Here is a 14,968-nt window from a genome sequence, read left to right on the forward strand (position 1 = left end):
GTGTAGATGCTCATGAAGAAATGGCGGCCTACGGCAATGCTCACCCAAAAGCAGACCGTCCGCTTCCCATCAGAAGCAGATGATCAAGTAGCGCTTATTCATTACGGGTTGCGGAACTTGCTGCGGCATGGAAACGCGCTTCTCAGCCAGCCACTGAGAAGACGCCGCGATCATGAAGAAGAACGAAGAGGGCGCGTCCGCCGCCAGGTCGAACCTCAGCACGCTCGTCGGAGTCATCGCGGCGCTGGCTTTCTTCCTGGTTACCGGGGCGGTCACCTACCTGAACATCCAAGCCGTTCGTGCCGAGACCGACCGGGTCACCAGTACCCACGAGGTGATCACCAGCCTAGGAGACCTGCTGTCCGCTATGCAAGATGCCGAGACCGGGCAGCGCGGCTTCCTGCTGACAGGAGAGAATTCCTTTCTCCAGCCCTATCGCGACGCGGAAGCACGAAGCGCCGACAGTCTTCAGACCCTCGATCGCCTCACCCGCGACGAGCCTGAACAGCAAGCCAACCTGCGTTCGCTCCGCCCGCAGGTCGCAGCCAAGTTCGCCGGTCTCGCCCGCTCCATCGCCGTCCGTCAGCGTGAAGGCCTAGCGAGCACGCTCGCAACCATTGATTCCGACCGCGACAAGGCCGAGATGGACGCGGTCCGAGCTAAGATCAGCCAGCTGCGAGCGGAAGAAAGACAAACCCGCATGACGGTTCTGGCGCGACGCGATGCAGCGTTTCGGACCGCCACCTTCAGCGCGATTCTTGCCACCCTGCTGGGGATCGGTCTGACCCTGGCGATCGGTGCCCTTACCCACCGCACCATGGTCGCGCGGCGTCGCCAAGCTTGGCTCCAGTCGGGCGTCGTGGGGCTGAGCAAGGTCATGCTCGGCGACAAGACGGTGCGGGAGTTGAGTGGCGACATCGTCGACTATCTTACCGCCTACACCGGCGCCCAGGCCTGCGTCCTGTTCAAGGGCGAGCATGGCGTGTTCGAGCGGATGGCGATGCTTGGCGTGCCGTCCGAAGCCAAGGTTACAGAGCGCTTCGCTCTGCGCGAAGGCCTGCTCGGGCGGGTGGCGGCGGAGGATGCGCCGATGGTCATCGACGACATTCCCGAAGGCTATCTCGCGATCGGCTCCGCGCTCGGCTCCGACATGCCGCGCCACCTGGTGATTGCCCCGCTTCGCGCCGACGGCATCGTCAACGCGGTGGTCGAGTTCGGATTCCTCAAGGAAATCGACAGCCAGACGCTCGAACTGCTGGCGCAGGTCGCGCAGCCGGCCGGAACCGCGCTGCGTTCGGCCAAGTACCGCACCGAGCTTCAGACGCTGCTGGAGGAAAGCCAGCGTCAGTCGGAGGAGCTGCAGGTCCAGAGCGAGGAGCTCAAGGTCTCCAACGAGGAACTGGAGGAACAGGGCCGCGCGCTGAAGGAATCGGCGGTTCGCCTCGAACAGCAGCAGGTCGAGCTGGAGCAGACCAACAGCCAGCTCGAGGAGCAGGCGCAACTGCTCGAAGCGCAGCGAGACGACATCGCCCGGTCGAGCGCCGCGGTCGAACTCAAGGCCCGCGAGCTCGAGCGAGCCAGCCAGTACAAGTCCGACTTCCTGGCCAACATGAGCCACGAATTGCGCACGCCGCTCAATTCGCTGCTGATCCTGTCAAAGCTGCTGGGCGACAATCCGAACGGCAACCTGACCGACGAGCAGGCGCAATATGCCCGCACCATCCAGGCGTCGGGCAACGACCTCCTTAACCTGATCAACGACATCCTCGACCTGTCCAAGATCGAGGCCGGGCACGTCGAAATCCGTCCGGAGGACGTGGCCGTCTCACGACTGGTCAAGGACCTGCAGCGCACCTTCGATCCGATTGCTTCCGAGCGTCGCCTGGCGTTCGAGATCGACATTGCCAAGGACGTGCCCGCAAGCATCGTGTCCGATCGCCAGCGGCTCGAGCAGATCCTCAAGAACCTCTTGGCCAATGCCTTCAAGTTCACCGAGCAGGGCAAAGTCACGCTGGCCATCGCCAAGTCGGGCAGCGACCGCGTCGCGCTTACCGTCACCGACACCGGTATCGGCATTGCGCCCGAGCAGCAGCAGGCGATCTTCGAAGCCTTCCGCCAGGCCGACGGTGCGATCAATCGCAAGTTCGGGGGAACCGGGCTGGGTCTGTCGATTTCGCGCGAGCTGGCCCGCCTGCTGGGCGGAGCGATCGCTCTCAAGAGCGAGCCGGGCACTGGCAGCAGCTTCACCGTTACCATTCCGGCCGAATATGACCCTGCGCTGGTCCCGGGCCGCCCGCAACCGGCGCCTGCCGCCACGCCGAGCGATGCGCCGCTGTCACCGCCCAAGCCCGCCGCCCCGCGGCGGAGAGCGGTTCGCGCTGCGCCGCTCGACGACGATCGGGACCACCTCGCCAGCGGAAGTGGCAACCGCGTCCTGCTGATCGTCGAGGACGACCGCACCTTTGCCGGAATCGTCCGCGACATCGCGCGGGAAGCCTCGTTCCAGACGCTGGTGGCCGGAACCGCTGAGGAAGCGCTGGAGCTGGCGCGCGAGCACAAGCCGAGCGGCATCGTGCTCGACCTCGGCCTGCCCGATCAGTCCGGGCTCGCCGTCCTCGACCGACTGAAGCGCGAGGACGCCACCCGGCACATTCCGATCCACGTCATCTCCGCCAGCGACCAGACCCAGACCGCCTTCTCGCTCGGTGCGATGGGTTATTTGGTGAAACCAGTGAGGCGCGAGGAGCTTACCCACGCGCTCGAAGCGCTGGAAGCGCAGCTGACCCGGACGGTCCGGCGCGTGCTGATCGTGGAAGACGACGACCTGCAGCGCGACGCCGTCGGCAAGCTTCTGGCCGGTCCCGAGATCGAGACGGTCGGCGTCGGCACCGCTGCCGAATGCCTGAAGCTGCTCAGCGAGCAGACCTTCGACTGCATGGTGCTTGACCTGTCGCTGCCCGATGCGTCGGGCTACTCGCTTCTCGAAACGCTCAGCAAGGACGGCGAGCACAGCTTCCCGCCAGTGATCGTCTACACTGGCCGAGACCTCAGCCAGGAGGATGAGCAGAGGCTCCGCCGCTATTCCAGCTCGATCATCATCAAGGGCGCCAAATCGCCCGAGCGCCTGCTCGACGAGGTCACGCTGTTCCTCCACCAGGTCGTGTCGGAGCTGCCGCCCGAACAGCAGAAGATGATCCAGCAGGCTCGCCACCGCGACGCCTTGCTGGAGGGCAAGACCATTCTCGTGGTCGAGGATGACGTCCGCAACGTCTACTCGCTGACCAACATCCTCGAGCCGCGCGGCGCCAAGGTGACGATTGCGCGCAACGGGCAGGAAGCGCTCGACGCCCTCGGCGGCGCGGGCGGAGACGGCATCGACCTGGTGCTGATGGACGTGATGATGCCGGTGATGGATGGCCTTGAAGCCACCCGCAAGATCCGCGCCGACCAGCGCTGGGGCAAGCTGCCGATCATCATGCTGACGGCCAAGGCGATGCCCGACGACCAGCAGAAATGCCTTGCGGCGGGCGCCAGCGACTACATGGCCAAGCCGCTCGACGTCGACAAGCTGCTGTCGCTCGTTCGGGTGTGGATGCCGCGGTGAGCCACACGCCTGCCGAACCGGTCGAGGATATCGAGATCAAGCTGCTGCTGGAGGCGCTCTACCTGCGCTACCACTTCGACTTCCGCCATTATGCCAAGGCATCGATCAAGCGCCGACTGCGACAGGCCCGCGACCAGCTCGGCTTTGCTACCTTTTCGGCGATGCAGGAGAAGCTGCTCCACAGCGAAGCGATGGTCGGGACCCTGCTCGACTATCTTACCGTCCAGGTCAGCGAGATGTTTCGCGATCCTGGCTACTTCAAGGCGATGCGCGAGCGGGTTCTTCCGCACCTCCGCACCTACCCTTCGCTAAAGATCTGGATCGCGGGCTGCAGCCATGGGGAGGAAGTTTACTCCTTTGCCATCATGCTGCTCGAAGAGGGCCTGCTCGACCGCACCATGATCTATGCCACCGACATCAATCCGGGCGCGCTCGAAATCGCGCGCAGCGGGGTCTACCCACTCGACCGGATCGCGGCCTTCACACGCAACCACCAGCAGGCGGGCGGCAAGACCTCGCTCGCCGATCACTACACCACCGCCTACGGGCGCGCGGTGTTCGACAAGAAGCTGCGCGCGCAGGTCGTCTTTTCCGACCACAGCCTGGTGACCGACGAGGTCTTCACCGAATGCCAGCTGGTGTCGTGCCGCAACGTGATGATCTATTTCGACCGGCCGTTGCAGGATCGAGCGGTCGGGCTCTTCCGGGATTCGTTGACCCGACGCGGCTTCCTCGGGCTCGGCTCTAAGGAAACGCTGCGCTTTTCGGAGCATGCCGGCGCGTTCACCGACTTCGTGCGCGAGGAGAAGATCTATCAGCGGAGCGAGGCATGAGCGCCGAGCCGGTTGCGGCGGTGGTGATCGGTGCCTCCGCCGGCGCCGTGCAGGCGCTGTCGGACATCCTGCCGCGGCTGCCGGCAGATTATTCGCTTCCGATCATGGTCGTGGTCCACGTGCCAACAGCACCGTCGGGCCTGACCACCCTGTTCGCGGCCAAGTGCGCAATGGCCGTGGTCGAGCCCGACGACAAGGAGATGATCGCCCCCGGCAGCATCTACTTCGCGCCGCCGGGATATCACCTGCTGGTCGAGCCTGGCGGCAGTATCGCCCTGTCGGCGGACGAGCCGGTGCTCTACTCGCGGCCATCGATCGACGTGCTGTTCGAAAGCGCCGCCGACAGCTTTGGTCCCGGTCTGCTGGGCATCGTGCTGACCGGCGCCAACGAGGACGGAGCGCGCGGCGCCGCCGCAATCGAGCAGCGCGGCGGGCGTGTGCTGGTCGAAGACCCCGCCACCGCCTATGCCGCGACCATGCCAGCCGCCGCCCTTGCCCGTTGTTCCGCCGCGCGAGCGCTGTCGCTTGATGCCTTGAGCGACTATCTGATCCGGGCGGGCAGCCGATGAACGCACCCGCCTCGCTGCTGATCGTCGATGACCTCGAAGAAAATCTGCTGTCGCTGGAAGCGCTGCTGAGGTCCGACAACCTGACCCTTTTGCGCGCGCGGTCGGGCGAGCAGGCGCTCGAACTCCTGCTCAAGCATGATGTCGCGCTGGCGCTGCTCGACGTCCAGATGCCGGGGATGGACGGCTTCGAACTCGCCGAATTCATGCGCGGCAGCGAGCGGTCGCGCCGCGTCCCGATCATCTTCGTCACGGCGGGTAGCGGCGACACCCAGCGCCGCTTCCGCGGTTATGAAGCCGGGGCGGTCGATTTCATCCAGAAGCCGATCGAAGCCGACATTCTGCGCAGCAAGGTCGGTGTGTTCGTCGATCTCCACCGGCAGCGTGTCGCCCTTGCGCAATCCGCCGATGATCTCGACCGCCAGGTCCGCGAACGCACCGCCGAGCTCGACTTGGCACTGCAGCGCTTGAAGGAGGAAGTCGCCGAACGCGAGCGGGCTGAAGCCTCCCTCCGCCAGAGCCAGAAGATGGAGGCGATCGGGCAGCTTACGGGCGGCATCGCGCACGATTTCAACAACATGCTGACCGGGATCATCGGTTCGCTCGACATGATGCGCCGGCGGATCGCCGAGCAGCGCCATGATGGGCTCGAACGCTATATCGAAACGGCGCTCGGTTCCGCCGAACGCGCGGCGGCGCTGACCCACCGGCTGCTCGCCTTTGCGCGTCGCCAGCCGCTCGAACCGAGCGCGCTCGACGTCGCCGCCGTGATCCACTCGGTGGCACAACTGGTCACCCATGCGCTGCCCGAAAGCGTCTCGCTGCGCCTCGCCATCGACGAAGATCTTCCGAACGCGCTGGCAGATTCGAACCAGCTCGAAAACGCCATACTCAACCTCGCGGTCAATGCCCGCGACGCGATGCCCGATGGCGGCGAGCTGGTGATTTCGGCGGCGTTTGCCAAGCCGGGCGACGTGGCCGCTCTCGCGAGCGGTGGCGACTTCCTGCGCATCACGGTGGCAGACACCGGCGAGGGCATGCCGCAAGAGGTGGTCGAGCGGGTCTTCGAGCCGTTCTTCACAACTAAGCCCCAAGGCCAGGGCACCGGTTTGGGCCTGTCGATGGTCTACGGCTTTGCGCAGCAAAGCGGCGGTGCCGTCCGAGTCGACAGCCGCCTGGGTGAAGGGACCACCATCCACCTCTACCTACCGGCTACGCACACCAAGCCGCTACCGGCAGAGCAGAGCACAAAACCGGTGCATAAGGGAACCGGGCAGCGCGTGCTGCTGGTTGAGGATGAGGATGCCGTACGCATGCTGGTGTGCGAGGTGCTCGAGGACCTCAATTACGACATGATCGAGATTGCCGAGCCAGCGGCCGCCATTCCCGTGCTGGAATCGGACGAGGTGATCGACCTGATGATCTCCGATATCGGCATGCCAGGACTTAACGGGCGGGAGCTTGCCGACATGGCGCGGCGGCATCGCCCCGACCTGCCGATTCTGTTCATCACCGGCTACGATCGGGACGCAAATTCGTTGCCCAACTTCCTCAAGCCGGGCATGTCGCTGATCACCAAGCCCTTCTCGCTCGACAGCCTCTCGGCCAGCATCGCCGAACTTCTGCAGTAAGCAGGCAAGGCTCGACCCCATACCTTCTATCTTTGTGAGCAGCCAGAGTAGGTCGAGAACGAATGATGGACATTCGGATCAGAGTGTCTTCTTTTCGCTGTCTGTGTCCGAAAGCAGCCGTTCTGCTTGCCACAAACAGGTGACGTCCAGCCTGTAGCCAGCTTGAGAGTAGCCAAGTGGCTGCTGCTTGATCTAGGACCAACGCCTGCCGCAACGGATCAATGCTGGTCTTGATTTTGATCTGGCCAGAGCATGAAATTGCGCCAGTCAGCCAAGCGCTCCGAGACTGAGCACAGAACTGCTAGAACACCCTGCTTCGCGCAAGATCATTGCGGTTCTGAGCTTGCCCCTGCAGCCCCAGTGTTATTTGCCGTCGGCTGCTACCCGCACCGATCGTGCAGACATACATCCAGGCTAAACAGCCGAGAGATGAGACCACGTGGCCACGATTGCCGAACCGATATCTAGGGCCAATCGCATATCCTACAGCAGCCAGACCCTGCTTGCGGTGGCGGCCGGTCTCGGCCTTGGACTGCTCGCCCGATATGTGTCGGATTTGGCCTGGCTGACGGCCTTGCTGGAGACGGTCGGCAGCATCTTTGTTCAATTGCTGAAGTTGCTGGTGCCACCTCTGATCGTCGGATCGGTCGTCTCGAGCATTGCCGGGCTTGGCACCCTCACAAACGGGGCGCGGCTAGCTGGCAAAACACTGCTGTGGTTCGCTATCACGGCCGCGCTGGCTGTCGGGGTCGGGCTGGTGGCAGGCACCTTGCTCACGGCCTTGCAGGAACCCTTTGCAGCTGGCACGCCGAAGGCGCCTGCCAACGTCGGCGGCTGGATCGACTTCCTCAAGGGCGCGGTACCTGGCAACCTCTTCGGCCTCGAAGCGCGGACGGTCGCAGACGGAGAGAGCCTTCGTACCATCCTTAACTTCAACGTCCTGCAGCTGTTGGTGCTCTCCCTGCTATTAGGCGTCGCTGCCGTCAGAAGCGGGGAGCACGGCCGACCTTTCCTGTCCTTTGCCGCCTCGCTTCTGGCAATCAGCCGCTTGCTCCTGCGTTGGCTGCTGAAGCTAGTGCCGATCGGTACAGCCGCGCTGCTCGGTACAGCCGTTGCTACTTACGGTTGGTCGACTCTGGCGGCGCTTGGCGGCTTCACCATTGCCATCTACGCGGCGCTCGCGGCCGTCGCCTTCGGCATCTATCCGGCGCTCCTGGTGGCGAAAGGGCTGTCGGTCGGCGACTTCGCGCGCGCTGCCTGGCCGGCTGCGCAGCTCGGCTTTGTCACCCGCTCATCCATTGGAACGCTGCCAGTGACCGAGGAGCGAACTGTGGAGGTCCTGGGTGTACCTCGCGCCTACGCCGCCTTTGCTGCACCGCTCGGCGCCACGAGCAAGATGGATGGCTGCGCTGCCATCTACCCGGCCGTTGCGGCCCTTTTCATCGCTCACGCCTACGGCATCGCGCTTGGGCCTGAGCATTACCTGCTGATCGCCCTAGTTTCCGTGCTGGGCTCAGCTGCCACTGCGGGCGTGACTGGCGCGACGGTGATGCTGACGCTCACCCTGACGACCCTCGGCCTGCCGCTCGAAGGGGTGGGCCTGCTGCTCGCCATCGATCCGATCATCGACATGGGCCGGACCGCACTGAACGTCACTGGGCAGATGCTCGTGCCTTACATCGTGTCAAAGGAAGAAGGCCTGCTGTGGCAATCTCCATCTCCGCGCTCGGCGTTTCTGCCTGGGTGACCTCATTGCCCCCGCTTAAGCGCTTATCACTGGTGCTTCCTCACACCGGCGCTTCTGCGGGCTTGTGAGGTCCAAGCCGCAAAAGCTTGGGTTTGTCTCAGCACTCGCGCCCCGTTGTCGCCGCCGGGAGTTAGGGGGGCATGTCTGAAGTGCAGCTGTGCAGTTGTGCGACTTAACCGCGTTTGGAGCATGATCATGGCCGGCAATGCACTGGTGGTAGGGGCGAGCGGAATTGTAGGCAGCGCGACAGCGGAGGTCCTGCTCGAGCAAGGCTGGACAGTGCACGGTCTCTCACGCCGGCCCACAAGGCAAGCCGGAGTGGTGCCGGTCGTCGCTGATCTTCAGAATAGGGCCGGCACGGCCATGGCGCTGGCCGAGCTTCGGCCGCAAGCTGTGTTCATTACGACCTGGCTGCGCCAGAACAGCGAAGCTGAGAACATTCGCGTCAATGGAGCCATGGTCCGCAATTTGCTGGATGGATTACAAGCAGGCGGCAGCACCCGACACGTCGCTCTCGTGACCGGGCTCAAGCATTACTTAGGGCCGTTCGAGGCCTATGGGAAAGGCACCCTGCCCCAGACCCCGTTCCGCGAGGATCAGGGGCGGCTCGACGTCGAGAACTTCTATTATGCTCAGGAAGACGAGGTCTTCGCCGCGGCCGAGCGCGATGGTTTCTCATGGAGCGTCCACCGGCCGCATACCGTGATCGGTATGGCGGTCGGCAATGCGATGAACATGGGTACGACGCTTGCGGTTTATGCGACCCTTTGCCGTGAAACAGGGCGCCCGTTCCGCTTTCCGGGATCAGCCTCGCAATGGAATGGCCTAACCGACATGACTGACGCGCACCTGCTGGCACGGCACCTGCTGTGGGCTGCGACGACGCCAGCAGCACGAAACCAAGCCTTCAACGTCGTCAACGGAGACATCTTTCGCTGGAGCTGGATGTGGGGGCGGATCGCGCGGTGGTTCGGCCTAGAGCCAGACGGCTTTGACGGCTCGGTTAAGCCGCTTCAAGAACAGATGGCGGACGATGCACCTTTGTGGCGCGTGATCGCAGAGCGCGATAAATTGGTCGAGCTTGACCTAAACCGCCTCTCGTCACCTTGGCACACGGATGCCGACCTGGGACGACCCATCGAGGTCGTGACCGACATGAGCAAAAGCCGCAGGCTGGGCTTTACCGATTATCAGCCAACTGATGATGCGTTCTTTGAACTCTTCGCCCGGTTGAAGGCTGAACGTGTTATTCCCTGAAAAGGATTGTCAGTGCAGCTTTGAAACTTACGGTCACCACCGATTGGACCTTGCTTCAAATCAGTCAGGGCATCATTCGGCTTAGAAAGCAGCCGTTCCGCTTTCCACCACCACGGAACCCTCGAAGTCCGATGGCGCGCTCCCCTGTCCGAAGGATCGTACAACAGGACCTAGCTGGGGTCCTCATCGAGCGTTGCGACACCCATCAGTGGATGCATGACGAAGGTCCAACCGTCGCCCCCCAACACCATAAGACGGAGTGACTGGCGATCTGCGGTACCAAGGAGTGCCGTCGCTCCGGATGAAACCGGTAACGTAATTGCTTTACCGTCCTGGCGAATACCGGTCGCCCACCCAAGTCGTCCATCCCGTGTCTCGGCGGCAACGCGCTCAAGCGCGGTGTCGAGGGCATCCCGCGCAATTGGACCAACGACCCAAGCGTGCCCGTCTGGAACCGGATCAGGCGTTGCCGACCCTTTCTGGCTGATCATCGCGCCAGTTGCTTCAGGGTCTTTGCGAGCTTTCGCCTTCGGGCTGTCCAGAGGACGGACGCCTTGCATACTCATCAATCGGGCAAATTCATCCATCTAAGTTTCCTCGATCGCCGCTCTCAACTCACGAGTTCATCTTTTGCAGCGAGCCAATATCCAAGAGACGGAGCCCCCAGATTGCACACACCGCTAATGCCCAAACGAGCATTGGCTTTCACTTTGTGCTCTCTCGAAAGCAGCCCTTCCGCTTTCCACTAAAACAGGCGCTCGAGTGAAAAAAAAGCTTAGTTTATCGTGTGGCTGAATCCTCCGGCTTAGCCGTCTTCGCTTCGACGGATTTTGGCTGAAGCCGAAGGCCTATTGCCAGCAGTAACATCAACCCAATCGCAAAGGCCCAGCCTTGGCTCAGTTCACCAGTCAAGCGCGTTAGCGGATCGATCAGGCGGGCTTGAGTGAGCCACACCTTGAGCGCTTCGGCAGCAAGGAAGCCGCCGGCCGCCAGCAGATACGGCCAATTATTTCGCCGATCCCTTACGAAGAAATAGGCCGGGATCACTGGAATGAGGCCCTGCCCCGTTATGGCGGCGAAGCCAAAGCGATAGAAGGTTTCCGGTCCCTCGATTCGGACGGGAGGCGCAAAGGCGAGCAAAGCAAAGAACAGGGCCGGCCCGGGGAACAGGAGCAGCGTGCTCATCAGAAAGGCGCCGTGCAGCTTGCGCCGTTTCGCAAATATAAATGCGAGTGCCAGCATCGCGGCCAGACAGAAGGTTCCGAGAACGTTCTGGACGATCAGGATGTCTCCTTCGCCCGACTGAATACCCCGATGCGCGCTGTGCACTGTCAGGAGTGCGACGGAAGCGAGCAGTGGCGCTGCGATAAGCACGACAAGACCGATGCGGCGATGCACGGTGGTGCGACCACGCGATAGGAGCAAAAGCTGAGCCAGCAGCAAACCCATCCACCCGAAGGTGGTGGCGAGGTGAAGATGGTGATGCCGCTGCGGGTTGGCTCCCTCACCGGCATAGATGGTGAACTCAACGAAGCGTTCGCAAGCCAAGCTGTGGCCTGCGTTCGTGAACTTGGTTTTGAAAAGGCGATACTCAATCTCAATGGCGGCGGTATCGCTATCGGCCATCCGCTTGGAGCTACCGGCGCCCGAATCACAGCAAAGGCAGCGCAGATTATGAGGCGTGAAGGAAAGAGGTACGCCGTCGCAGCTCAATGCATCGGCGGGGGACAGGGTATCGCAACCTTCCTCGAAGCCTACTGAACCGGCTGCAAGGCTGCGATCTAAATCCCCTCCGCGACGCTCTGCCAGCAGCCGCGGACTTGGCCAACTTCAACTGGGCTTGGCCCAACTCCAAGTGGCCGATGGCCCAACTTTAAGTGGGACCTACACGCTCGCTACGGCCTGGCAGGGGCAGGGGGACTCGAACCCACGACCCTCGGTTTTGGAGACCGATGCTCTACCAACTGAGCTATACCCCTAAGGCCGAGTGCCGGTTAGCCGGGGTGTTCGCTTCTGGCAAGGTCGCACGCGCGTCTTCGCCGGGGGCAGGGGGATGGCTGAAGGGAAAGGCCAGCCACTCGCCGACCGTCGCGGGCGAGCGGCTTTCGGGAATGCCGGTGGCGGGCCACTCGCCGCTCGCGGGCATGTGCGCGGTGCCGAACAACCGGTCCCAGAAGCTGAACAGGATCCCGAAATTGCGGTCCCAATGCTGCTGTTCGATGCTGTGGTGGATGCGGTGATAGGGGGGATCGACCAAGAGCGCGCGCGCGCGGCCGAAGGAGAGGGTGGTTGGGGAGTGGATGAAGAACTCCAGCACCGATTTGAGGATCGCGACCCCGGCGGGCAAGACAAAGCCGCCCAGATCGAACAGCGACAAGGGCAGGCTGACGAACAGGAACAGGGGCAGATATTGCAGCGGGTGGGCGAAATTGTTCGCGGCCGAGAGATGTTCGGCGCTGTGGTGGACCGCATGCACCCGCCACAGGAAGCGATGCTCGAAGCGATGCTCCCAGTAGCGCAGGAAATCGACGAAGAGGAGGAGGGCGAGCGTGGCGCCGACCGGGCCGAGCCAGGCCAGCAGCGGGACCCGGACCAGCTTGCCGGGGCCGAAGCTCGCCAGCGCCTGGCCGAGCGGAACCGCGACCAGGATCGCGATCGGGGTCGCGCCGAGCGTAAACAGCAGGCCGGGAAACGCGCGGCGCAGGGGCATCGGGGCGCGCGGGCTGAGCCGTTCGACCAGCGTCAGCAGCGCGATGATCACCAGCCCGGCGGTGATCGCGACGCCGCAGGTCGTCAGAAGCTGAGCCATGCCCGAAGGCGTAGCCCCGGCAGGGTTAACGACTTCCTAGGAGCGGCTCAGGCGGCGAGGTCGAGCGGCACGATCTCGCCCGACAGGTAGAGATTGCGGGCCTTGGTCCGGCTGAGCTTGCCCGAGCTGGTGCGGGGCAGGCTGCGCGGCGGGATCAGCTCGACCACCGGGCTCATCCCGATGATCGCGCGGACCCGCTCCTTGATGTCGTCGCGCAGGCGGGTGCGTTCTTGGAGGTCGCTGACCCGGCAATGGACCAGCACGGCGGGCTGCTCCTCGCCCGAGGGGCCGGTGATCGCGAAGGCGGCGATGTCGCCCGACTTGAAGCCGGGGAGCTGCTCAACCGCCCATTCGATGTCCTGCGGCCAATGGTTGCGGCCGTTGATGATGATCATGTCCTTGGCGCGGCCGACGATGAAGATGTAGCCGCCCGACAGATAGCCCATGTCGCCGGTGTCGAGCCAGCCACCGACCATGCAGGCGTCGGTCGATTCCTGATCACGATAATAGCCGACCATGATGCTCGAGCCGCGCACCCAAACCTTGCCGATCTCGCGGTCGGCGAGGATGTCGCCCTCGGCGCCCCGAACCTCGATCTCCATGCCTTCGACCGCGCGGCCGCAATTGACGATGGCGCGGTAGCGCTTGGGGCGATCCTCGCCATCTTCGGCGGCGGCGCCGGAGAGCTGGCTTTCCTCGACCAGTTCGAGGCGGATGCCTTCGCCCGGCGGCATCAGGCTGACCGCGAGCGTCGCTTCGGCAAGGCCGTAGGACGGGCAGAAGGCGCTGGCCTGGAAACCGGCGTCGGCGAAGGCATCGACGAACGCCTGCATGACGTCGGGGCGGATCATGTCCGCGCCATTGCCGGCGATCCGCCAGCGCGACAGGTCGAAGCGCTCACCGGCCTTGATCTGCGAGCTCATGCGGCGGGCGCAGATGTCGTAGCCGAAGGTCGGCGAATAGGAGAGGGTGGTGCCGGGGTTGCGGCTGATGAGGTCGAGCCACGCGAGCGGACGGCGGGCGAAATCCTCCGTCTTCATATAGTCGACGCTGATCTGGTTCGCGAGCGGCGACAGGAGGCAGCCGACCAGGCCCATGTCATGGTACCACGGCAGCCAACTGATGCAGCGATCCGTCTCCTCGACCTTGAGGCCGAGGCTGTGGGCGCGAAGATTGTCGAGCAGGGCGCGGTGGGTGACCGCGACGCCGTGCGGGAAGCGGGTCGAGCCGCTGCTGTACTGGAGATAGGCGATGTCGTCGGAATGGGCCTCGGGCAGCGCGGCCTCGGCATCGAAGCCCGTAGCGTCGAGTTCGTCCCAGCTCATCGCCTGCACGTCGCGGCGGGTCCCGGCCTCCCTGCAGAAATCGGCCAGTTCAACGGGGTAGAGGAACAACGCGGGGTCCGAGCTGCCAAGCATCACCGCAAGCTGTTCGACATAGGCTTCGCGGCCGCCGAAGCTGGTCGGGAGCGGCAGCGGGACGGGCCACAGGCCGGCATAGACCGCGCCGAAGAAGCCGGCGGCGAACTCGGGCCCGGTCTCGGCCACCAGCGCGACCCGCTCGCCCTTGGTCAGTCCGAGCGCGAGGAAACGGCGGGCATGGTCGAGCGCGGCGGCGCGCAGTTCACCAAAGGAATAGGCGCGGGTCAGCGTGCCGCGTGGATCGTGGAAGTTGAGCCCGCGCGCGCCGGTCGCGGCATAGTCGAGCGCCTCGCCCAGCGTGCGGAAGTCGGCCAGGCGCCGCGGCAGGGCGTCCACGGTCGGGGTCGCCCCCGAAGGTGCCAGCAGATTGATCTGTGTGTTGGCGTCCGGCACGCTGGTCCTGTCCTGGCTGTCGTCTTCGGGTTGGACCGCTGTGGTTAACGGCCGCGCAAGCACTTCTTTGCGCCGTGGTTGTTCGCGTTCGACTGTGGCACAAAGAAGGCCGTAGCGGTCAGTGGAAAGACGGGGCGTGAACGGCGAGCGGGACGGAGAGCGGCATTCCGGGCGACGCGAACGGCGCCCGCGGCCGCTCGACCAGGCCGCTTTGCAGGAGCTTGCCTTCGGCTATGTCGCCCGCTTCGCGACCAGCCGGGCCAAGCTTCATTCCTACCTCGTACGCAAGCTTCGCGAGCGTGGCTGGAACGGGGTCGCCGAGCCCGACACCCATGCGGTCGTCGACAAGGTGGTGGAGCTGGGCTTCATCGACGATGCGGCGTTCGCGGGAATGAAGGCGGCCAGCCTGACCCGCCGCGGCTACGGCAAGGGACGGGTGCGGATCGCGCTGGCGCAAAGCGGGATCGCGGCGGAGGATGGCAGCGAGGCGCTGGCCCATGCCGACGAACAGAGCCTGGCCGCCGCGCTGCGCTTTGCCGAGCGACGCAAGATCGGCCCCTATGCCGCGGCGCAGCCCGACCCGGCGGGGCGGCAACGAGCGCTGGCTGCCATGCTTCGAGCCGGGCATCCGATGGACCTGGCGCAGCGGATTACCGGAGCGCCACCGGGTTATTTCGACGATTTGGCCGAAAGTGAGTAATTCTGGC

At 64.1% G+C, this 14,968-nt stretch carries 11 protein-coding genes, 1 tRNA gene and 1 pseudogene; 8 read left to right on the top strand and 5 right to left on the bottom strand.

Annotated elements, in window-relative coordinates; all coding sequences use genetic code 11:
• Positions 1-172 precede the first annotated feature (172 nt).
• The 6 genes from M1K48_RS13205 (at position 173) to M1K48_RS13230 (ending at position 9,638) form a co-directional block, all read left to right on the top strand.
• The gene (locus M1K48_RS13205) at positions 173-3,604 is read left to right on the top strand and encodes a response regulator (RefSeq protein ID WP_249503664.1); all 3,432 of its coding nucleotides are present in this window, start codon (positions 173-175) and stop codon (positions 3,602-3,604) included.
• Complete coding sequence (locus M1K48_RS13210; RefSeq protein ID WP_249503665.1) at positions 3,601-4,437, top strand: CheR family methyltransferase; 837 nt, start codon at positions 3,601-3,603, stop codon at positions 4,435-4,437. The genes M1K48_RS13205 and M1K48_RS13210 overlap by 4 nt, the downstream gene beginning before the upstream one ends.
• Positions 4,434-5,006, top strand: a complete 573-nt coding sequence (locus tag M1K48_RS13215; RefSeq protein WP_249503666.1) for a chemotaxis protein CheB — start codon at positions 4,434-4,436, stop codon at positions 5,004-5,006. The genes M1K48_RS13210 and M1K48_RS13215 overlap by 4 nt, the downstream gene beginning before the upstream one ends.
• Positions 5,003-6,634 carry a response regulator gene (locus M1K48_RS13220; protein ID WP_249503667.1) on the top strand — a complete coding sequence of 544 codons (1,632 nt, stop codon included), beginning with the start codon at positions 5,003-5,005 and terminating at the stop codon, positions 6,632-6,634. Before M1K48_RS13215 ends, M1K48_RS13220 begins: the two co-directional genes overlap by 4 nt.
• Before the next feature lie 439 nt (positions 6,635-7,073).
• Complete coding sequence (locus tag M1K48_RS13225; RefSeq protein WP_249503668.1) at positions 7,074-8,381, top strand: dicarboxylate/amino acid:cation symporter; 1,308 nt, start codon at positions 7,074-7,076, stop codon at positions 8,379-8,381.
• Positions 8,382-8,576: 195 nt separating this feature from the next.
• Positions 8,577-9,638 carry an SDR family oxidoreductase gene (locus M1K48_RS13230; protein WP_249503669.1) on the top strand — a complete coding sequence of 354 codons (1,062 nt, stop codon included), beginning with the start codon at positions 8,577-8,579 and terminating at the stop codon, positions 9,636-9,638.
• 170 nt (positions 9,639-9,808) lie between these two features.
• On the opposite strand, the gene M1K48_RS13235 is transcribed toward M1K48_RS13230, so the two are convergent.
• Together M1K48_RS13235 and M1K48_RS13240 are read right to left on the bottom strand one after the other, a co-directional pair.
• Positions 9,809-10,225: a hypothetical protein gene (locus M1K48_RS13235; RefSeq protein WP_249503670.1), complete on the bottom strand. Its 417-nt coding sequence runs from the start codon at positions 10,223-10,225 to the stop codon at positions 9,809-9,811.
• A 193-nt stretch (positions 10,226-10,418) separates the two neighbouring features.
• Positions 10,419-11,264, bottom strand: coding sequence for a hypothetical protein (locus M1K48_RS13240; protein WP_249505296.1), 846 nt, complete (start codon positions 11,262-11,264; stop codon positions 10,419-10,421).
• Here M1K48_RS13240 and M1K48_RS13245 point away from each other — a divergent pair.
• Positions 11,160-11,399, top strand: a pseudogene (locus M1K48_RS13245) (acetyl-CoA C-acyltransferase); the annotation flags it as partial. The gene M1K48_RS13240 and the pseudogene M1K48_RS13245 sit on opposite strands and share 105 nt — an antisense overlap.
• A 142-nt stretch (positions 11,400-11,541) precedes the next feature.
• Here M1K48_RS13245 and M1K48_RS13250 read toward each other — a convergent pair.
• From M1K48_RS13250 to M1K48_RS13260, 3 genes are all read right to left on the bottom strand, one after another.
• Positions 11,542-11,617, bottom strand: a tRNA-Trp gene (locus M1K48_RS13250).
• The gene (locus M1K48_RS13255; RefSeq protein ID WP_249503671.1) at positions 11,608-12,447 is read right to left on the bottom strand and encodes a sterol desaturase family protein; all 840 of its coding nucleotides are present in this window, start codon (positions 12,445-12,447) and stop codon (positions 11,608-11,610) included. The genes M1K48_RS13250 and M1K48_RS13255 overlap by 10 nt, the downstream gene beginning before the upstream one ends.
• Before the next feature lie 47 nt (positions 12,448-12,494).
• Positions 12,495-14,261 (bottom strand): fatty acyl-AMP ligase, encoded by a 1,767-nt coding sequence (locus M1K48_RS13260; RefSeq protein WP_249503672.1) that lies wholly within the window; start codon positions 14,259-14,261, stop codon positions 12,495-12,497.
• A 136-nt stretch (positions 14,262-14,397) separates the two neighbouring features.
• Here M1K48_RS13260 and M1K48_RS13265 point away from each other — a divergent pair, with 136 nt between their 5' ends.
• A complete protein-coding gene (locus tag M1K48_RS13265; RefSeq protein ID WP_249503673.1) occupies positions 14,398-14,961 on the top strand; it encodes a regulatory protein RecX in 564 nt (187 codons plus the stop codon).
• Positions 14,962-14,968: the final 7 nt, after the last annotated feature.

It is taken from the genome of Sphingomonas glaciei, assembly GCF_023380025.1.
GTDB classification, from domain to species: domain Bacteria; phylum Pseudomonadota; class Alphaproteobacteria; order Sphingomonadales; family Sphingomonadaceae; genus Sphingomicrobium; species Sphingomicrobium glaciei.